At 71.1% G+C, this 19,552-nt stretch carries 20 protein-coding genes; 8 read left to right on the top strand and 12 right to left on the bottom strand.

The genetic code is table 11. The annotated features are described in order from the left end of the window. The first annotated feature begins 96 nt into the window (after positions 1–96). Together HUT19_RS12655 and HUT19_RS12650 are read left to right on the top strand one after the other, a co-directional pair. Positions 97–1,476, top strand: coding sequence for a hypothetical protein (locus tag HUT19_RS12655; RefSeq protein ID WP_176180571.1), 1,380 nt, complete (start codon positions 97–99; stop codon positions 1,474–1,476). Further along, complete coding sequence (locus HUT19_RS12650; protein ID WP_176180570.1) at positions 1,467–2,606, top strand: hypothetical protein; 1,140 nt, start codon at positions 1,467–1,469, stop codon at positions 2,604–2,606. Before HUT19_RS12655 ends, HUT19_RS12650 begins: the two co-directional genes overlap by 10 nt. A gap of 27 nt (positions 2,607–2,633) precedes the next feature. Here the strand turns inward: HUT19_RS12650 and HUT19_RS12645 are convergent, their stop codons facing one another. From HUT19_RS12645 to HUT19_RS12625, 5 genes are all read right to left on the bottom strand, one after another. Then, entirely contained in the window at positions 2,634–3,434 is an 801-nt protein-coding gene (locus HUT19_RS12645; RefSeq protein WP_176186806.1) for a carbohydrate ABC transporter permease, read from the bottom strand. A 220-nt stretch (positions 3,435–3,654) separates the two neighbouring features. After that, positions 3,655–4,164, bottom strand: coding sequence for a DinB family protein (locus HUT19_RS12640; protein ID WP_176180569.1), 510 nt, complete (start codon positions 4,162–4,164; stop codon positions 3,655–3,657). Positions 4,165–4,298: 134 nt separating this feature from the next. Beyond that, a complete protein-coding gene (locus HUT19_RS12635; RefSeq protein WP_176180568.1) occupies positions 4,299–5,285 on the bottom strand; it encodes an oxidoreductase in 987 nt (328 codons plus the stop codon). A gap of 109 nt (positions 5,286–5,394) precedes the next feature. Next, positions 5,395–6,117 (bottom strand): transporter substrate-binding domain-containing protein, encoded by a 723-nt coding sequence (locus HUT19_RS12630; protein ID WP_176180567.1) that lies wholly within the window; start codon positions 6,115–6,117, stop codon positions 5,395–5,397. 30 nt (positions 6,118–6,147) lie between these two features. After that, complete coding sequence (locus tag HUT19_RS12625) at positions 6,148–7,392, bottom strand: MFS transporter (RefSeq protein WP_176180566.1); 1,245 nt, start codon at positions 7,390–7,392, stop codon at positions 6,148–6,150. A gap of 132 nt (positions 7,393–7,524) precedes the next feature. Here HUT19_RS12625 and HUT19_RS12620 point away from each other — a divergent pair, with 132 nt between their 5' ends. Beyond that, complete coding sequence (locus HUT19_RS12620; protein ID WP_176180565.1) at positions 7,525–8,493, top strand: LysR family transcriptional regulator; 969 nt, start codon at positions 7,525–7,527, stop codon at positions 8,491–8,493. A 14-nt stretch (positions 8,494–8,507) separates the two neighbouring features. On the opposite strand, the gene HUT19_RS12615 is transcribed toward HUT19_RS12620, so the two are convergent. Beyond that, positions 8,508–8,948 carry an ATP-binding protein gene (locus HUT19_RS12615; RefSeq protein WP_176180564.1) on the bottom strand — a complete coding sequence of 147 codons (441 nt, stop codon included), beginning with the start codon at positions 8,946–8,948 and terminating at the stop codon, positions 8,508–8,510. A 165-nt stretch (positions 8,949–9,113) separates the two neighbouring features. Here HUT19_RS12615 and HUT19_RS12610 point away from each other — a divergent pair, with 165 nt between their 5' ends. Genes HUT19_RS12610 through HUT19_RS12595 form a run of 4 tightly spaced genes read left to right on the top strand, consistent with a single transcriptional unit; the run spans position 9,114 to position 10,697 of the window. Next, positions 9,114–9,995: a helix-turn-helix domain-containing protein gene (locus tag HUT19_RS12610; protein WP_368661689.1), complete on the top strand. Its 882-nt coding sequence runs from the start codon at positions 9,114–9,116 to the stop codon at positions 9,993–9,995. A 2-nt stretch (positions 9,996–9,997) separates the two neighbouring features. Beyond that, positions 9,998–10,195 (top strand): DUF397 domain-containing protein, encoded by a 198-nt coding sequence (locus HUT19_RS12605; protein WP_176180563.1) that lies wholly within the window; start codon positions 9,998–10,000, stop codon positions 10,193–10,195. 3 nt (positions 10,196–10,198) lie between these two features. Further along, positions 10,199–10,438 carry a DUF397 domain-containing protein gene (locus HUT19_RS12600; RefSeq protein ID WP_176180562.1) on the top strand — a complete coding sequence of 80 codons (240 nt, stop codon included), beginning with the start codon at positions 10,199–10,201 and terminating at the stop codon, positions 10,436–10,438. A gap of 25 nt (positions 10,439–10,463) precedes the next feature. After that, positions 10,464–10,697, top strand: a complete 234-nt coding sequence (locus tag HUT19_RS12595; RefSeq protein ID WP_176180561.1) for a hypothetical protein — start codon at positions 10,464–10,466, stop codon at positions 10,695–10,697. Positions 10,698–10,829: 132 nt separating this feature from the next. Here HUT19_RS12595 and HUT19_RS12590 read toward each other — a convergent pair whose 3' ends face one another. From HUT19_RS12590 to HUT19_RS12565, 6 genes are all read right to left on the bottom strand, one after another. Then, a complete protein-coding gene (locus HUT19_RS12590) occupies positions 10,830–11,249 on the bottom strand; it encodes a hypothetical protein (protein WP_254885550.1) in 420 nt (139 codons plus the stop codon). Positions 11,250–11,484: 235 nt separating this feature from the next. Further along, positions 11,485–12,813 carry a histidine--tRNA ligase gene (hisS, locus tag HUT19_RS12585; protein ID WP_176180560.1) on the bottom strand — a complete coding sequence of 443 codons (1,329 nt, stop codon included), beginning with the start codon at positions 12,811–12,813 and terminating at the stop codon, positions 11,485–11,487. A gap of 64 nt (positions 12,814–12,877) precedes the next feature. Beyond that, positions 12,878–13,777 (bottom strand): carbohydrate ABC transporter permease, encoded by a 900-nt coding sequence (locus tag HUT19_RS12580; RefSeq protein WP_176186802.1) that lies wholly within the window; start codon positions 13,775–13,777, stop codon positions 12,878–12,880. A 15-nt stretch (positions 13,778–13,792) separates the two neighbouring features. Beyond that, positions 13,793–15,151: an ABC transporter substrate-binding protein gene (locus HUT19_RS12575; protein WP_176180559.1), complete on the bottom strand. Its 1,359-nt coding sequence runs from the start codon at positions 15,149–15,151 to the stop codon at positions 13,793–13,795. Between the two features lie 225 nt (positions 15,152–15,376). Then, entirely contained in the window at positions 15,377–16,075 is a 699-nt protein-coding gene (locus HUT19_RS12570; RefSeq protein ID WP_176180558.1) for a response regulator, read from the bottom strand. A 175-nt stretch (positions 16,076–16,250) separates the two neighbouring features. After that, the gene (locus HUT19_RS12565; protein ID WP_254885549.1) at positions 16,251–17,867 is read right to left on the bottom strand and encodes a sensor histidine kinase; all 1,617 of its coding nucleotides are present in this window, start codon (positions 17,865–17,867) and stop codon (positions 16,251–16,253) included. 165 nt (positions 17,868–18,032) lie between these two features. On the opposite strand from HUT19_RS12565, the gene HUT19_RS12560 reads away from it, so the two are divergent. After that, complete coding sequence (locus tag HUT19_RS12560) at positions 18,033–19,466, top strand: cation:dicarboxylase symporter family transporter (RefSeq protein ID WP_176180556.1); 1,434 nt, start codon at positions 18,033–18,035, stop codon at positions 19,464–19,466. Positions 19,467–19,552 lie beyond the last annotated feature (86 nt).

Here is a 19,552-nt window from a genome sequence, read left to right as displayed (position 1 = left end):
CCAGCCCCCGGCCCCCTCTGGTACTGTCCCCGCGATCACGGGGGACACCTGATCGTGGGGATCGCTCGATCAGGGGGATGAAGGAGTACGGGCGGGATGCGGGGTTTACCGGACCGTGGGTGGCTGCGCCGCACGGTCCTCATCGCGGTCATCACTGCGCTGGTCGTGGGCGTCGTCCTGGCGACCCGGGGCACCGAGGGCGGTCATCGCGCCGCCAACCGGGCCCAGTTGAGAAAGGCGTGCGACGGGACTCTGCCCTACGGCGATCTCGCACGTCTGGTGCCCGACGGACGCCGGGGTGAACTGCGGCAGTACGGCACGATGCTGGCCCCGGACCGGGACAGCCGGTCGCTGCTGGACTGCTCCCTGTCCTTCGGTGACGGACTGGGGGTCACGGTCCATGCCGAGGCCCTGGTCTCCGATGTGCCCGAGGAGATGAAGACCCGGGAGCTGCTCGACCCGAGCGGTGGCGAGGGCACCTTCGTGGCACCCGGCACCACCGGCCAGTACGGACGCCACGGCGCCTGGCTGGTGGCCGACTGCCGGGGCGGGCTCGCCGGACGCGCCCGGCCCACCACCGATCTCTACGTCCGCGCCGAGGTCACCACCGAGGGCGGCGCGGAGGGCGGTGGCCGGGCGGACCGGAGTGGCCGCGAGCGTGCCACCGCGCTCGCCGGATTCCGTACCGCCGTGCACGTCGCCAACGCCATCACCGCGTCCCAGCACTGCGGCGGCGCCCCGCTGCCGATGCCGACCGATGTCGTGGACACCTACGAGGCACACGCCAAGAAGGGCCGGTGGCGGTCCGAGCGGATCGACGAGCCCAGCCGCGATCTGCGCAAGTGCCGCTGGATCAGCGGCCCTTCGCTGCGCGGCGTGAAGTCCGGCCGCTGGACCAGCCTCGGCGACCTCCAGGAGTCCGGCGGCTTGAGCGCCTGCGTCGGCGACTGGGACGAGGAGGCCGAGGAGAACGACGGCGAGTCCGCCAAGGAGTGGGAGATCACCGGGGTCGAGGCCGCCAGCTGGTCGGGGATCCTCGGCCGGTCCGCGTACGACGCGTACGAGCGCGAGGGCAATGTGCCCGGGTGGGGAGCGGACGAGAACGCGGACGAGAACGCGGACCAGAAGGCGGACCAGGAGGCGGACGGGAAGAAGGACGGCCCGTCGGAGGGCGAGTCCGGCCCCGGCGGCGACAAGGGCGAGGACCGCATCTCGTCGTACGCCTCACGCCCCCAACTCGCCCTGTGGGCACGGTCGGTGTGCGGTGGCCGGGCCACCTACCACCGGGTCTCCGTGCTCCCCGAGGTCCGCTTCGACGACGGGGACACCGCGGTCCTCGGCGCCAAGGACCGCGCCAGGTTCTCCACCGTCGTCCGCGCGGTGCTGGACCGCTATCTCCGTTCCGACGACGCCTGGCCGAGGTCGGCGGGCTGCCGTGACACCAAGGTGCTCGGAGAGGTGGAGCAGTGGCACTGATCCCACGGCCGCTCACCCGGCGGCGGCTGCGCACGCTCGGGGCCGTCGCGCCGGCGCTGGCCGCCCTCGCGGGCGTGATCGTCTGGTTCGCGGGCAGCGAGGAACGGGCGCTGGACGAGGCCTGCGACGGGGTGCTCCCGGTCAGCGACGTCCGCGCGGTGCTCGGCGACGACGACACGGACGTCACCAACCACACCGAGGGCTCCTTCGACGGCGGGGGCGGGAGCGAACGGGGCAACTCCCTGTCCGTGCGCTGCGAGGTGAAGACCGAGAGCGGCGGCAGCCTCACGGTGACCATCGCGGGCTCACCCCGCCCGAGCAGCGAGTACGGTAACGGCGAGCTGTACGCCGCCCTGCCGTCCCGGGACACCCTCCCCGTCCCGCTCGGCCACGGCTGGGCCGGCCTGTTCGCCACCGACAGCGCCCGGCTCGGCGACGGCGAGGACGGCGAGGCCACCACCGCCGTACTGCTGCCGTGCGCCAAGGGCGGCGACTCCCTGCTGATCACCGTCGACACGGCGCTCGGCCGCGAGGTCACCCTCGACGACCCCGCCAATCGCCCCGACTTCGTCCGCACCGCCACCGCCACCGCCGAGGCCGCCAACGAGCACTGGGACTGCGGCGCACGCCTGGGCACACCGGTCAGGGATGTCGATCTGCCGGTCAACGAGGACGAGTACGAACCGCTCATCGGCGCCAGGGGCACCTGCGCCGGGGTCCCGACGGCCTCGCGCTCCGCCGTCTCCACCGCCCGCGAGACCGCCCGCGAGGGCGCACCGCGCGAGATCTGCGCCCTCGGCGCCCGGGACGGCTCCCCGCGCTACCGGCTGGAGGCGTACTACGGCCCGTACGCGGAGGACGCCCGCTCCCAGTTCACCCGGGACTACGACTACGAGAACGTCACCCCCGCCGAGAAAGCCGCGGGGCGGCTGGGCAAGAGCGCCTACTGGGCCGGAGCCACCTGCCCCGAAGGCGCCGAGTCCGCGCTCTACCTGATCCGCGCCGACGACGCCGACGGCGACGCCCGCCGCAGCCCGGACCTGGCCTACGAACGCGCCGCCCTCAAGGCGTTCGCGACCCGGTCCGCCGGCCACCACGGCTGCGCGGCGCCGTCGTTGCCGGGCGGATGAGACGCGGTGGGCCGGCGCCCGGTCGGCTCACCCCTTGACCGCGCCGCCCAGCGCGAAGCCGCCGCCCAGCCGACGGGAGATCAGTACGTACAGCAGGAGCACCGGGGTGGAGTAGAGGATCGAGAAGGCGGCGAGCTGGCCGTAGACGACCTGGCCGTAGTTGCCGAAGAAGGTGAAGATGGACACCGAGGCGGGCAGCTGCTCGGGGGAGAGGAGCAGCATGAAGGGGACGAAGAAGTTGCCCCACATCATGATGAAGCTGTAGATCATCACCACCGTGATGCCCGGCCCCATCAGGGGCAGGATCACCCGGGTCAGGCTCTGGAGCCAGGACGCGCCGTCCGTCCAGGCCGCCTCCTCCAGGATCACCGGCACGCCGTCCATGAAGTTCTTCATCAGCCAGACGGCGAAGGGGAGTTGGGAGGCGGCGAGGAACAGCGCGGTGCCCGCCATGGTGTCGATCAGATCCACCTGGACGAAGAGACCGTAGACCGGGACCATGATCGCGGTGATCGGCAGACAGGTGGTGAACAGCACCGTGAGCAGATACGGGCGCACCAGGCGGGACCGGAAGCGGGAGAGCGGATACGCGGCCGGCGCCGCGCACGCCACCGTCAGGACGGTGGCCCCGCCGCACAGCAGCAGGCTGTTGAGCATCGGGGTGAAGGTGATCTCGTCCGTCCACACCGCCGAGAAGTTGTCCAGCGTGGGCGATCCGGGCGCCGAGACCCGCAGGGTGGCCTCGCTGTCGAGCGAGGCGAGCAGCAGCCAGGCCAGCGGGAGGAGGAAGGCGGCCGCGACGGCCAGCAGCGCGGCGTCGGCGGCCACCCGGCGGCGGCTGCGGAGGGACCAGCGGAGGGCGCGAGGGGGCGGGGCGGACCGGACGGGGCGGGGCGACGGATGAGGACGGGAGAGCACGGACAACCTCGGACCTCCTCGCGCGGTGAGCGCAGTCGATCAGCGTCCCGTCCATGAAACCGCTTGCCCCGGCGGGGCGGAAGACCGGCGCGGCCACCCGCCCGGGGCGCGGGCCGGACCCGCCCGGTTCTCAGGCCCCCGTGACCCCGTCGACGCCCTCGCGCAGGAAGTCGGCGTGGCCGTTGTGGCGGGCGTACTCCAGCAGGACGTGCAGCAGCACCATCCGCAGCGACACCTCCTCGTCCCACCGGGGCTGGTAACCGGCCAGGTCCAGCGACTCGGCCGCCCGTTCTATCCGGCGGGAGTTCTCGACCTCCGCCTCCCACACCGCGAACGCCTCGGCCCTGGTCGACTCGCTCGCGTCGTACGCGGCCTGGAAGTCGACGGTGTCCGACCACACCATCGGCGCCTCGTGGTCCTCGAACGTGCGCTGGAACCAGGCGCGTTCCACCTCGGCGAGGTGGCGCACCAGGCCGAGCAGCGAGAGCGTCGAGGGCGGCATCGAGCGCTGCCGCAGCTCCTCGTCGGTGAGCCCCTGACACTTCATGGCGAGCGTGGCGCGGTGCAGGTCGAGGTAGGCGCGCAGCGTCTCGCGTTCGTCGCCGAAGCGGGGCGGGTCGATGCGGGGGTCGTTGGTCATCGGCCGGCTCCTCGCGCGGTGGTCGGGCACCGGTCCCGGGCCGGGGCCGTGCGGCCTACGATCATGGCCGGTGACCGCCCCGCCGCGCAGGTGATTTCCACCGCCGCCGACTCGCGCCGCGGACGCCGAGCGCCTCACCCGAAAGCGTTCACCCCGGTCAGCCCGGCCGACAGCCGCCAGAGCCGGGCCGCGGCCGTCCGGTCGGTGGCGTAGTCGCGTACGCCGTCGATCAGCTCGCCCTCACCCGCGGGCTCCGCGATGTCGCAGTCCTCGCAGTACGCGCCGCCCAGGTCCGCCAGCGCCGGTGAGGTCGCCGCCCACACCTGGGTCGCCGCGCCCTGCTCGGGCGTCTTGAACGCGCCCGCCACATTGCCGTGTTCGTCGATCCAGCCCGCGGCGACCATCTCCTCGCGGGGCACATGGCGGGCGAGATCGGTGGCGATGGTGCCGGGGTGGACGGAGAACGCCCGCACCCCGGCGTCCCGGCCGAGGACGTCGAGCCCGAGGGCGAACAGCGCGTTGGCCGTCTTCGCCTGCCCGTACGCGGCCCACTTGTCGTAGCCGCGCTCGAACTGCGGATCGTCCCAGCGGATGTCGGAGAGCTGGTGTCCGTTGGACGACACCGCGACGACCCGCGCCCCGCCGCCCGCCGCTCCGCCACCGCGCGCACCCCCGGCGGCGATGGCGGGCCAGAGGCGGTTGACGAGCGTGAAGTGGCCGAGGTGGTTGGTGGCGAACTGCGCTTCCCAGCCCGGTCCGACCCGGGTCTCCGGGCACGCCATGACCCCGGCGTTGTTGATGACCATGTCCAGCGGGCGGCCGGAGGCGAGGAACCGCTCCGCGAAGCCGCGGACACTGTCGAGGTCGGCGAGGTCCAGCTGCTCGACCTCCACGCCCCCGCCGACCCCCGCGACCGCCTCCCGCGCCGCCGCCACCCGGCGCGCCCCCACCACGACCCGCGCCCCCGCGCCCGCGAGTGCCCGTGTCGTCTCCAGCCCGAGGCCGGAGGCGCCGCCGGTGACGAGGGCGTTCCGGCCGGTGAGGTCGATCCCGCGCAGGACGTCGTCCGTGGTGCTCCGGGGCCCGAAGCCGGACCCGATCCGCTGCTGAGGTGTGGTCATGCCGGGAAACTACGGCCTGGAGCGTGCTCGACGGCACGGCGCGGGCCGGGACCGCCACTGGTTCACTCCGCCGCCGGGCGCGGTGCGGGGCGTCCGCCGTGGCAGGGCCCTACCCCGGCGGGGCGACCAGCTCCGCGGACTGCCCCGCACGCCGCAGCGCGTCGGCCACGAAGCCGTGTCCCTTCAGCTCCTCGATCAGCTCCCGCAGAAACCGGACGGTCTCCGGCCGTCGGCTCTTCGCCGTGCCCAGCGCCTGCCGGATCCGCATGAACCGGTCCTCGATCAGCCGCAGATCCGGGTGCGCGGCCACATACGCCGTCAGCGCCTGCCGGATCCCGGCCGCCACCTCCAGCCCCTCGGCGCGGAAGACCTCGACCCCTTCCTCGCCGCGCACCACGCTCGCGTGCCGGAGGGTGCGGGAGAGGAACAGGTCGTACGCGGACCCCCGCTTCACCCCGATCCGCACCCCGTCCCGGTCCACCTCGTCCGCCGTGCTGAACGGCGAGCCCTGCGGTACGGCGTACACCCCGTCGATGACGACGTACGGCGCGGTGAACGCCACCTCCGCCTCCCGCGCGGGCTCGACGGCCAGGAAGCAGATGTCCGCCCGCCCCGTCGCCATCGCCTCGTACGACTCGCGCGCCGCGTCGAAGCAGACGAACTCCACCGGCACCCCGAGCCGCGCGCCGATCTCCCGCGCGATGTCGACCGTGATACCGGTCGGCGCTTTGGAAGGGCCCTGGGCCAGCACGGGATTGCCCAGATTGATCGACGCCCGCAGCACACCCTCCGGTGCGAGGTCCCCGGTGACGGCGTCATTCGTGATCCCCATGGGCGGGGAGTGTACGGCCGCGGCGGCCCGTCAGGTGCGGCTCGGTGCCGGCTCCGGCTCGGAGAGATGCGCTGCCGCGCGGCGGGGGAGCAGCAGCGGGGTCGCCAGCAGCAGCACCCCGGCCAGGCCGATGGCCGTACGCGGGCCGAGCAGGCCGCCCAGCACGCCCCAGACGGCCGTCAGGAGCGCGGTCGAGGCCTTGGTCGTCACCGCCCAGGCGGACAGGGTGCGGGTGACCCGATCGGTCGCGGTGCGCTCGAGGCGGTAGGTGGTGCAGACCGGGTTGAAGACCCCGCAGCAGAAGATGAGCCCGAGCTCGACGCCCATCACCAGCAGCAGTCCTCCGGTGCCCGGCCCCAGGAAGGCCAGGCCGACGGGCCAGAGCGCGCGCAGCGCCCCGACCGCGACCAGCACCTGGTGCTGTCCGAACCGGGTGACGAGTGGTCGGGCCAGCCGCGAACCGAGCAGCCCGGCGATCGAGGGCGCGGCGAAGGCGAGGCCGTACTCCCACGGAGCGAACCCGAGTCGGCCGAGCATCAGGACGGCGAGCAGCGGCTGGGCGGCCATCACCAGGCCGTTGAACAGGGCGGTGTTGAGGAACAGCGGACGCAGTGTCGCGTCGGCGAGGATGTACCGCCAGCCGTCGAGCAGGTCCCGGGCCCGCATGCGCGCGGCCTTCCGGCGCTCGGGCCGTGGCTCGTGCCCGCCCGTCGCGCGGATGCCCAGGGCCGAGAGCAGGTAGCTGACCGCGTCGGCCACCACCGTCGCCACCGGACCGAGGAGCCCGATCGCCGCGCCGCCCAGCGGCGGCCCGATCATCGTGGTCGTCCAGGTCGTGGACTCGAACCGGGCGTTGGCGACGAGCAGGTCCTCGGCCGGCAGCAGCGTCTTGAGGTACGCGCCGGAGGCGGCGCGGAAAGTGATGTCGGCCGCCGCGACGACGACCGAGACCAGCAGGAGCTGAAGGAAGGTGAGGACGCCGAACGCGAACGCGGTGGGGATCGTCAGCAGCGCCGCGAACCGCACCAGGTCCATCGCGATCAGCACCGGCCGCTTGCGGCGGAACTCCACCCACGGGCCGAGCGGTACCGCCACGACCGCGCCCATCGCGGCCCCCACGGAGGAGAGCGCGGCAACCTCGGCCGGTCCGGCGTGCAGCACCCGGATGGCGATCAGCGGGAACGCGCCGAAGGCGAGCCATGTGCCGAGCGCGCTGGTCCCGTACGCCCCCCACAGCCACCCGAACTGCCGCCCCAGCCGGTGCCCGCTCCTCATACCCGACGCCCCCGCCACTCGTCCGCACAACCCATCCGCGATCGGAAGCATCCAAGCGAGCGCCGTACCCGGGGATCAAACAACCGCAGGGCCGCCGACCACAACCATCGGTTGTGTCCATAGGGTTTCGGCATGGACCTCGACACCGTCCGGACCTTCGTCGCCGCCGCCGACGCGAGGCAGTTCCAGGAGGCAGCCGCCGAGCTGGCGGTTACCCAGCAGGCTGTCTCCAAACGCATCGCCGCACTGGAGCGCGACCTCGGCGTGCGGCTGTTCACCCGCACCCCGCGCGGCGCCGAGCTCACCATCGACGGGCAGGCGTTCCTGCCCCACGCGCGCGAGCTGCTGCGCGTCGCCGAGCGCGCGGTCGCGTCCGTGCGCCCCGGCCGCCGTCCGCTGCGCGTCGATGTGATCGCCTCGCGCGTCGCGCCGTCGGGCCTGATGCGCGGCTTCCACCGCGCGCACCCCGAGGTCGACCTCGACGTGGTGATGCTGTTCGACGTCGAGACGGCCATCGCCGCCATCCGGTCCGGTGCGATCGACGCGTCCTTCCGCGCCGTCGCCGCGCCCGGCCGGCCCCTTCCCGAGGACATCGAGTCCGTCCGGGTGCTCGACGAGCCGCTCCAGCTCCTCACCGGCCCCGCCCACGCGCTGGCGGGCGCCCGGTCGGTGACCGTCGCCCAGCTCGCCGGGCACCGGATCTGGATGCCCGGCATCGTCCCCGGTACCGAGTGGGGCGCCTACTACGACGACCTCGTCGCCGCGTTCGGCCTCACCATCGAGGCGACCGGTCCCAACTTCGGCTCCGACGCGCTCCTCGACACCGTCGCCGACACCCCGGCCCTGGCCACCTTCATGGGCGAGCAGACCCTCCCCCAGCTACCGCTGGGAGGTGCCCCCACCGTCTGGCCCGCCGGCCACGGCCTGCGCCGTATCCCGGTGACCGACCCGACGCCCGTCTACCCGCACTCGCTCCTCTGGCACCGCGACAACCCCCACCCGGCCCTGGCCACCCTCCGCGCCCACCTCGCCGCCGCCGCCGCGGCGGGCGGGCGCGGCGCCGCCGGGACCTGGGTGCCGGACTGGGTGATGCCGCGCTGAGCGCCACCGCCGATTCATGGCCCGGCGAGGTCGAGTTCCGCCCAGACCTCCTTGCCGACGGTGCGTTCGCGTACGCCCCAGCGGGCGGCCAGGGCGCGGACGATGAGCAGGCCACGGCCGTTGTTGTCGCTGGGGGAGGGGCGACGTGGGCGTGGCATGCGTTCGCCCAGGGGGTCGGTGACGGTGACGCGTAACCGCGTCTTGGTGAGGGTGAGGTAGACGCGGAACAGCCGCCCGGGTACGTGGCCGTGGCGCACCGCGTTGGTGGCCAGCTCGGACACGATGAGCGCGGTGTCGTCGGCGATGGCGGGATGCCCCCACTCGGCCAGGAGGCGGGTGGCGTGCTGACGGGCGCGGGTCACGCTTATCAGCGTCGGGACGTAGTCGACGCGGGACTCGTGGACGACGGGGTCGTTGGGGTCGGTGATCCGGGGATCTTGGGGCGCGCAGGCCATCGCGTTCCTCCAGTGGGCAGGGCGGTGTGGAGCCGCCAACTGACGTCCCTGTGCGAGTGGTTCATCACGGACCGTAGCGCCGTCGTCGCATGCCGCACAAGTTCCTCTTGGAGGATTTCCTCCTATCGGTTTGCGGCCGAGGTCCCGCGCGACCAGACTGTGCGCGTGACGACAAGTCAGCCGATGCAGGGAAACAGCACCTCGACCGTTCTGGGACGCAGGCTCGGCGGCGAACTGATCAAGCTCCGCACGGCGGCGGGCTTGACGCAGACCCACGCCGCCAAAGCGCTCACCGGTTCCACCACCAAGGTCGCCAAGATGGAGCGCGGTTGGGTCCCGATGCGTGACCCAGACATCCGGGCGCTTTGCGAGCTCTACGGCGTGAGTGACCCCGCCGCTGTCGGCGGTCTCCTTGAGCTGGCGAAGATCGATCGCGAGCGGCGAAAAGCCAAGGGCTGGTGGAATGACTTCCCGGGCGTCGGAGCCATGCATGAGTACGTCGCTCTGGAAAGTGTGGCGACAAGCATCAGGACCTGGCAGGTCTCCTATATCCCTGGACTGCTCCAAACCCCCGAGTACGCCCGCGCCCTAGCGAAGGGAGGTTCGACCGAAGGTCATCCGGATGACGGCGAACAGTTCGTTGCCGCCAGGATTACCCGGCAGCGGCGACTCACTGAGGAGCCGAGGCTCGCCCTGCGGGCCGTGATCCATGAAAGCGCCCTGCGGCACCTCGTCGGCGGCGAGGAGGTTATGTGTCAGCAGTTGGAACGACTGGAGCAGGCGACGGAGCTTGCGAACGTGGCGATCCAGGTCCTGCCGTTTGCCGCGGGGGAGCACCCCGGCATGAGTGGTGCGTTCAACATCATCTCGTTCACCGAGCCGGGCGCCATGGACGTGGTGTACTCGGAGACGGCCTTCGGACAACTGTGGATTGAGGGCGGCGATGAAGCTGCCCAGCGTGACAAGCTTTTCGCGAGAATCGCCAGTGCGGCGCTCACCGAGTCGGAGAGCCGATCATTCATCAACGCCGTCCGAGGAGAGATGTGAGAATGGCGCCTTTTGTGTTCCGGAAGTCGAGTTACAGCAATGGAGACTACGAGTGCGTCGAGGTCGCCACCAACGTCCCGAACACTGTCGTCATACGTGACTCCAAGAATCCGGCCGGACCCATAGTTCGTTGTTCTCCCGCCGCCTGGATGGCGTTCAGTGCCGCCGTGGGCGGCGGGCAGGCGCGCCGTGGGGAGTGAGCCGTGACAGCTTTCGCCTTCCGCAAGGCGAGCTACAGCGATCCAGAGCACGAGTGCGTGGAGGTGGCCACCAACCTCCCCCGCACCGTCGCCGTACGCGACTCCAAGAACCCCCGCGGCCCCGTCCTCCGCTTCAGCCCCGCCGCCTGGGCGGTCTTCCGGGCCGCGCTCACCGCCCGCGCCGGCGGCGCAGCTATGCTGGCGCACCGGGTCGCGCGTTCGAACGGGTGCGCTGCTCGGTGACCTAGGGAAAGGCATGGTGGGGCACGTGGCCAAGCCCGTGCGTGCGGCTGTCGGGGACGAGTGGATCACCTGCATGTTCTGCAAGGGCGATCTGTTCCGGGACCGCAAGGTGAAACTCAACAGCAGCGGGGCGGAGCTCTTGAACCTCGCCTGGGCGAACGAGTCGGCGCTCGGGCTGATCTGCTGGAACTGCGGCTACGTTCACCTCTTCGCGAACCCGGAGATCGACCTGTACAAGGCCAAGAAGGGCGAGTGGTAGGCGGCGGCGGGCTGACCCGATTCAGACCTCCTCTCTCATCAGCCCGCAGGCAGGTCACTCGTTCAGCACCGGCGGCAACGCGCCCCTGCCATTCCATGCTGGGGGCGGCAGGGGCGCATGGCATGCCCCTGGCTATGCGTCGAGGTACAGCAGAGCCGTGATCGTCTTCTTGCAGACATCGCAGTGCATCGGAGCCTCGATGCTCGCCAGGTCGCACTCGATGGACGTGATGCGGTCCACCACTCCGGTGTCGACCTCGCTGCGCCAGGCGCTATGCCACCGCTCGGTGTTCTCCTGGAGCCGCGAGATGTAGCCGCGGGTCATCTCGTAGAACGCCCGGACTCCGTGCTCCTTCATGTACCCCCAGTTGAACTCCAGGCTCTTGAGCACGACCGGGAACGGATGCAGCGCCTGGGTGCGGCCCCAGGTCTCCAGCACGTCCTCGATATCGAGCCTGCCGATCCGCTCACCGAGGATCGCCCACATGCCGGAAGCGTCGTAGTCGTCCAGCACCTGGTCAAGGATCCCGGCGCAGCGGCGCAGGTTCGCCATCTTCGCCTCGAAGACCCGCGCGACCTCGGTGCGGGTCTCGGGCGATGGCTCCTTGCGGGCCTTGCTGATCGCTTGGGTTAACTCCGTGCTGAGAGCCGCCTCGTCACAGAGTGAGTCTCCGAAGCTGAGCCAGGGGTCGGGAAACCCCGCTCAGCTGTTACCGCGAAGATCCGATCGCCTTGCTTCCCCATCCGCTCCTCCTTGGAGCAAGTCGGCAGCGAACGGGTCCGCCGCGTCAACTGGACGGTGCGCACCGCCGCGCAAGCTCCGCAGCAGCCTGATCGAGCGGGACCTGGACCTGCTCGCCGCTGTCCATATCCCGCAGCGTGACCGTACCGGCGTCGCGCTCCGCCTTGCCGTAGATCACGCAGAAGTGTGCCCCTTGGTCACTGGCCCACTTCATCTGCTTGGCGAACTTCCCGCTGGAACCGAGATAAGTACCTGTTCGAACGCCAGCGCGGCGGATTTCAGCCGCCAGCCGGAAGCTGTCCGCTGCCAGGTCCTCGCCCATGACCGTAACGGCCACATCGATCTGCGAGTAGCTGTCCTGGTCGGCCTGCTCCAGCAGCGGCAGGATGCGCTCAATGCCGAGCGAACCGCCACAGGCCGGGGAGTCCTTGCCGCCGAGCCGGGAGATCAGACCGTCGTACCGCCCGCCGGAGGCGATCGACCCGGGCATGCCCGGCGCGACGACCTCGAAGATGATCCCGGTGTAGTAGTCCAGGCCGCGCACCAGGTTCGGCGTGAACCCGATCCGCTCGGCGGGGATCGCGTTCCTGGTCAGTTCCAGCAGCCGGTCCACCTCCGCCAGGCCCACCTGCCCCATCTCGCTGGACTTCAGCTCTCCCCGGATCCGCTCGATCGCGTCGGGCGAGGTGAGGTCATCCACCAGGCCCTGCGCCACGTCCTGCGACAGTCCACGGCCGGTCACCAATTCGCTCACCACCGCCTCCGGCGACAGCTTGTCGAGCTTGTCGAGCGTGATCAGCACACCCGAACCAACGCCGTCCGGCACGCCGTACGCCTCCAGCAGACCGAACAGGGCGTGGCGGGAGTTCACCAGGAAACGGAACTCCGGTACGCCGAGCGCTTCCAGGGCGTCGTGCAGAGCGAGGACGACCTCGGCGTCGGACAGTGGCGAGGATGAGCCCACGATGTCCAGGTCGCATTGGACGAATTCGCGGAAGCGCCCCTTGCCAGGCCGGTCGGCTCGCCATACGGGGGCGATGGCGTAACGCTTGTACGGCGACGGGAGTTGACTGCCGTACGCCGCTGCTGCGCGGGCGAGCGGGACGGTGAGGTCATAGCGGAGTGCCAGGTCCGCCTCTCCCGTGGCCTCATGCTCCCCGCGCCGCAGGATCTTGAAGATCAGTTTGTCACCCTCGTCGCCGTACTTGCCGGTGAGCACGTCCAGCCGCTCGAACGCGGGGGTCTGAAGCGGCTGGAAACCGTAGCGGGAGAAGACGGCGCGGATTGTCGCGAAAGCGCCCTCTCGCCTCTCGAACTCGGCGGCGAGGAAATCGCGGGCCCCGGACGCGGGGTCGAACTGCTTCATGGAGGCCATGCGGTCATAGTTCCGGAAGCGAGAGGTCTGGGGCAAAACAAGGCGCGCGCATGCGCGGACCGTGTCAGACCTCCTCCCTCATCAGGCGCAGATAGATCAGCGAGAACAACGCGCCCACCAGCAGCAACAGCAGGGCCACCGCCGTGCCGTAGCCGATGAGGGCCTTGTTGAACGCCTGGTCGTACATGAAGACCGGGAGGGTCTGGCTGCGGTTGCCGGGGCCGCCGCGGGTCATGGCCCAGATGAGGCCGAACACCGACAGCGTCTGCAAGGTGTTCAGCATCAGGTTGGTGCCGATGGAGCGGCGGATCATCGGCAGGGTGATGTGCCAGAAGCGGCCAAGACCGCCCGCGCCGTCGACCTCCGCCGCCTCCGTGATCTCCTTGGGGATCTCGGCGAGCGCGGCGGAGTAGACGAGCATCGAGAAGGCCGTGCCGCGCCAGACGTTGGCGAAGGACACGGCCAGGATCGGCAGGGTGTAGAGCCAGTTCTGCGACGGCAGGCCCACCGCGTCCAGGACCGAGTTCAGCGTGCCCTCGCGGCGGAAGAAGGCGTACAGCAGGAAGCCCGCCACGATCTCGGGAAGCACCCAGGCCGCGATGACGATCGAGCCGGTGAGGGTGCGCACCGGCTTGGACGCGCGCCGCATCAGGGCGGCCAGGCCGAGGCCCAGGGTGTTCTGGCCGATGAGCGAGGAGACGAAGGTGAAGACGAGGGTGAGGACGACCGCGTTGCGGAAGTCGTCGTCCCCGAAGGCGCGCCGGAAGTTGTCGAGGCCGACGAAGTCCGTGGTGGCCGCGCCGGTGAGCTGCATATTGGTGAACGCGATGTAGACGCAGTAGCCGATCGGCCCACCGAGGAAGAGCAGCAGCAGGACGGTCGCGGGGGCGAGCGGGAGCCAGCGCAGGGGGCGGTGGCGACGCCGCCCCCGGACCGGCGCCGCCACCTTGGTCGCGGTCGTCATCGTGGTCATCGGGCCTCAGCCCTTGCTGACCGTGTTGCCGTCGGCGATGGACTTCAGCTGCTCGGCGTACCCCTCGGCGGCGCCGCGCGGTGAGGCGTCGCCCGTGGTGACCGCCTCCATCGCCTCGCCGATGGCGGAGGACACCTGGGGATAGACGGGGAGCGCCGGGCGGTAGTGGGTGTGCTTGACCAGGCCGGTGAAGAAGGTGATACCGGGCATGGACCTCAGATACTCCGGGTCCCTCGCCACATCCTTCCGCACGGCGATCTGCGCGCCGACGATGTCCCACCGCACCGCGTTCTTCCTGGTCTGGAGCTGCTGGATGAACTTCCAGGCCAGATCGGGGTTCTTGGACTTGGCGGTGATCGACCAGGTCCAGCCGCCGGACATGCTGACCTTGCCCGGGGCCTGGCCCTTCTGGGTGGGCATCGGGGCCTGGCCGAGCGTCCTGGACCACTCGGGCCACGGCTTGCCGCCGGTCTTCAGCCAGTTCTGGCCGAGCCAGGAGCCGTCGAGGGCGATGGCCAGCTTGCCTTCGGGCAGCCATTCGCTGAAGACGGTGGTGCCGACGTTGGGGTCGAACGCGTCGGAGATGTCGGGGCCCAGCTTCTGGGAGTAGACGGTGCGGAGGAAGCCGAGGGCGTCCTCGAATCCTTTGTCGCCGACGACCCACTTCTTGGCCCCGGGGTCGTAGAGGGGGTCCTCGCCCGTGCCGTACAGCAGCATCTCGAAGCCCTGCATCACCGAGGTCTCACCGGGCGCCTTGCCGGTGTAGACGTTGAGCGGGATGACGCCGGGGACCTTCTTCTTGATGGTGCGGGCGGCCTCGAGGATCTCGTCCCAGTTCTTCGGCGCCCAGTCGTCCGGCAGCCCGGCCTTGGCGAAGATCTCCTTGTTGAACCACAGCCCGCGGGTGTCGGTGCCGTCCGGGATGCCGTACGTCTTGCCGTCCTCCGCCTTGGCGGCGCTCTTCGCGGTGTCGACGAACTGGTCCCAGGTCTTCCACGTGGCCAGATATGCGTCGAGGGGGCGCAGATAGCCCGCCTTGATATCGGAGTTGATCCGGAAGGTGTCCTCGTAGACCAGATCGGGCGCGGTCCGGGGCGACCGCATCATCTGCTGGATCTTGGTGGCGTAGTCGTTGTCCTGCGCCTGGACCGGGATCAGCTTGACCTTCTTGCCGGGGTTCGCCTTCTCGAACTGCTTCTTCACCTCGGCGAGATGGTTGTCCTTGAAGCGGATCTTGTTGTCGGTGGAACGGTTGTAGGCGACCTTGACGGTGTCCGGGTCGCTTCCCGAGCCACCGCCGCAGGCGGTGAGCCCCGCGGCGGCGACGAGGGCGGCGGAGAGGATCAGAGGAGCGGTGGGGCGCACGAGCACGACCTCCTAGCGCTGGCCTCGATGGGCTGCGCGCCGACCGTAAGTGCGGCCTCATCGCAGGGTCAATCCCCATGACCTGGAACGCACTTGAGCGAACGACAGTCCGGTCCGGCTCTCTCCGGACCTCACGCAGGTGCCGCCGCGGGTGCGGTCCGGATTCCGCTGGGACCCTTCGTGGCCGCGCGGAAGCTGACCCGCGTCGCCCGGGTCCGCCCCTGCTCAGCCCTCGCTCAGCCAGCGGTAGAGGAGTTCGGGGCGGCCGATCTGGCCGTAGTGGGGGGTGCGGGCGGCGCGGCCCGCTTCCACCAGGTGCTCCAGATAGCGGCGCGCGGTGATGCGGGAGATGCCGACTTCCTCGGCGGTGGCCGCGGCCGAGATGCCGTCATCGGCGCCGCGCAGGGTGTCGGTCACGGCCTGGAGGGTGGCCTGTGTCAGCCCCTTCGGCATGGCGGCGGGCCGGGGTGCCCGCAGGGCGGCGAGGGCGCGGTCGACCTCCTCCTGGCCGCTGGCCTCGCCCGCGGTCGCCCGGAACCGCGCGTAGCGCAGGAGGCGGTCCCGGAGGGTGGAGAAGGTGAACGGTTTCAGCACGTACTGCACGACGCCGAGCGAGACGCCGTCGCGGACCACGGCGAGGTCGCGGGCGGAGGTGACCGCGATGACGTCCGCGCCGTGCCCGGCCGCGCGCAGTGCCCGCACCAGTTGGAGGCCGTGGCCGTCGGGCAGGTAGAGATCCAGGAGCAGGAGGTCGGCGGGGGTCCGCTCCAGGAGCCGCTGGGCGTCCCCGCCGCAGCGGGCGGTCCCGACGACGGTGAATCCGGGGACGCGCTCGACGTACATCCGGTGCGCGTCCGCCGCGAGAGGGTCGTCCTCGACGACGAGCACCCGGATCAGCGCGGGATGCGCCTGCGACGGGCTCATGGGACGGACTCCTCTCGGTGCGCGTGGGGGGCGGCTGTCGAACGGCGGATGGCGAGCCGGAGCTAGGGGCTCCAATTTACGGAGCGTAATTGACGGTGGCCAGGCCCCGAACCCCGGCGTCCACCGGCTGGACGAGTCCGTACGGCACCGGGTACGTACGCGTCCCCGCCGTGGCTCAGCCGATCGGGGCCGCCACCAGCGGCAGGCGGACGGTGAATTCCGCGCCGCCGCCCTCTGCCGCCGACACCCGCACCGTGCCCGCGTTGCGGCGGACCGCCTGCTGGACCAGGGCCAGGCCAAGGCCCCGGCCCGGGGACTTGGTGCTCCAGCCGCGGCGGAAGATCTCCTCGGCCGCCGCCGGGTCGAGACCGGCGCCGGTGTCGGCGACGCGCAGGGTCAGCTCGCCGTCGGCCGCGCGGGCGGTGACCGTGACGCGGGCGCTGCGGGCAGCGCCGCTGCCCACGCCCTCGGCCGCCGCGTCCGTCGCGTTGTCGAGGAGGTTGCCGAGGATGGTCACCAGATCGCGGGCGGGCAGGCCGGGCGGCAGGACTCCGTCGTCGATGCGGCTGGCCGGGGCGAGGACGAGTTCGACACCGCGTTCGCTGGCCTGGGCCGCCTTGCCCAGCAGCAGCGCGGCCAGCACCGGCTCGGCGACGGCGGCGACCACCTGGTCCGTCAGCGCCTGCGCCAGCTCCAGCTCGGCCGTCGCGAAGTCGACCGCCTCGTCGGCCCGGCCCAGCTCGATCAGGGAGACGACGGCGTGGAGCCGGTTGGCGGCCTCGTGGGCCTGGGAGCGCAGGGCCTCGGCGAAGCCGCGGACGGAGTCCAGCTCGCCGGAGAGCGTCTGGAGCTCGGTGTGGTCGCGCAGGGTGACCACGGTGCCGCGTTTCTCACCGCTGCTCACCGGGGAGGTGTTCACGACCAGCAGCCGCTCCGCGGTCAGATGCAGTTCGTCCACGCGCGGCTCGGTGGCCAGCAGGGCGCCGGTCAGCGGCGGCGGCAGGCCCAGCTCGGTGACGTAGGCACCGACCGTGTCGCCGGACAGCCCCAGCAGCTCCCGTCCGGCGTCGTTGATCAGCGCGATCCGCCGCCGTCCGTCGAGCATCAGCAGCCCCTCGCGCACGGCGTGCAGGGCGGCCTCGTGGTAGTCGTGCATCCGGCTCAGCTCGGCGGCGTTCATGCCGTGCGTATGGCGGCGCAGCCGGGCGTTGATGATGTACGCGGCCACTCCGCCGACCGCCAGGGCGGCCAGCGCGACGCCGAGCAGGGCGAGCAGCTGGCGGCGCACCTTGGCGCTGATGGTGTCCACCGTGATGCCCGCGCTGACCAGCGCGGTGATCCGGCCCCCGGCGCGGGCGTCGCGGACCGGGGCGACCACACGCACCGAGGGGCCGAGGGTGCCGGTGTAGGTCTCGGGGAAGATCCGGCCGCGCAGCGCGGGCTTGATGTGGCCGAGGTAGCGGGCGCCGATCTGCTCCGGGTCGGGGTGGGTCCAGCGGATACCGCGGGTGTTCATGATCGTCACAAAGGTGACCCCGGTGTCCCGGCGCACCTTCTCGGCGTACGGCTGGAGCCGGGCGCTGGGGTCGTCGGACCGTACGGCCTCGGCGACGGCGGGGGAGGCGGCGATGGCGGCCGCGGCGGCGGTGGCCTGGCGGCGCGCGGCCACTTCCGCCTGCCGCCCGTCGGTCACGTACGCGAAGACGGCACATCCCGCCACCAGGGCGGCCACCAGCACGACCTGCATCGCGAAGAGCTGGCCGGCCAGGCTCCGGGGGCGGGGCACGCGCATGCCCATCAGTCTGCACACGCACCTTTGCGTGAACGAAATGAACGGAAGGGTGACCCCCATCACAGGGGTGGTGCATAGTCGCCGGGACCGTTCAAGGCGGTGTGCGAGCCGCACACGATACAGCGCCGGGACAGTTGGACGGCACCTACAGAAGGGGGCAGCAACGTGGCTGCGCAGACCTCGCCGACCGAACCGGGAAGCGCGAAGAAGGGCGCGAAGAAGGAACGGATTCACTACCTCTACCTCGCCGTGATCGGCGCGGTGGCGCTCGGCATCGTGGTGGGCTTCGCGGCTCCCGATGTGGCGGTGGAGCTGAAGCCCATCGGCGCCGGCTTTGTGAGCCTGATCAAGATGCTGATCTCGCCGATCATCTTCTGCACGATCGTGCTGGGCATCGGCTCGGTACGGAAGGCCGCGAAGGTCGGCGCGGTCGGCGGGCTCGCCCTCGGCTACTTCCTGCTGATGTCGACCGTCGCCCTCGCCATCGGGCTGGTCGTCGGGAACATACTCGAGCCCGGCAGTGGGCTGCACATGAGCCATGAGGCAGCTCAGGCCGGGCAGAGCCAGGCCGAGGATGCCGGCGGCGAGTCCACCGCGGACTTCCTGCTCGGCATCATCCCCACCACCCTCGTCTCCGCCTTCACCGGCGAAAAGCTGCTCCAGACCCTGTTCGTGGCCGTACTGGTGGGCTTTGCGCTCCAGGCCATGGGCCGGAAGGGCGAGCCGGTCCTGCGCGGTGTCGGCCACATCCAGCAGCTCGTCTTCACACTGCTGTCGATGGTGATGTGGGTGGCGCCGGTCGGTGCCTTCGGTGCCATCGCCGCGGTGGTCGGCGAGACCGGTCTCGACGCGCTCAAGGCGCTCGCCGTCATCATGATCGGCTTCTATGTCACCTGTGCCCTGTTCGTGGTGGTCGTCCTCGGCACACTGCTGCGGCTGGTCGCGGGGGTGAATCTGTTCCTGCTGCTGAAGTACCTGGCGCGGGAGTTCCTGCTGATCCTGTCGACCTCGTCGTCCGAGTCCGCGCTGCCGCTGCTGATCGCCAAGATGGAGCACGCGGGCGTCAGCCGTCCGGTCGTCGGCATCACCGTTCCCACCGGCTACTCCTTCAACCTGGACGGCACCGCGATCTATCTGACCATGGCCTCGCTGTTCATCGCCGAGGCGATGGGCGACCCGCTCTCGATCGGCCAGCAGATCTCCCTGCTGGTGTTCATGATCGTGGCATCGAAGGGCGCGGCGGGTGTGACCGGCGCGGGCATGGCGACGCTGGCGGGCGGCCTCCAGTCGCACCGGCCGGAACTGGTCGACGGCGTCGGCCTGATCGTCGGCATCGACCGCTTCATGAGCGAGGCCCGCGCGCTGACCAACTTCGCGGGCAACGCCGTCGCCACCGTCCTCGTCGGCACCTGGACCAAGGAGCTCGACAAGGAGCGGATGCGGGAAGTCCTCGCCGGACGGCTGCCGTTCGACAACGAGGCCTTCGTCCGGAACGGCGGTGGCCACGGCGCCCCGGACACCGACACCGACACCGACACCGACGGCGGGGTACCCGAGCAGCGTGGTGGCGACACGGCGAAGGAGCAGGTGCCCGTCTGACGCCGCCACATGATACGCACGGCCCCGCCCTCCTGAATCGGGGCGGGGCCGTGGCCGTTCGAGGGTGGTCACCGGCGGGGCCGGGG

The sequence above is a fragment of the Streptomyces sp. NA02950 genome, from assembly GCF_013364155.1.
In the GTDB taxonomy this organism is placed as follows: Bacteria; Actinomycetota; Actinomycetes; order Streptomycetales; family Streptomycetaceae; genus Streptomyces.
This window is presented reverse-complemented; position numbering and strand designations above follow the sequence as displayed.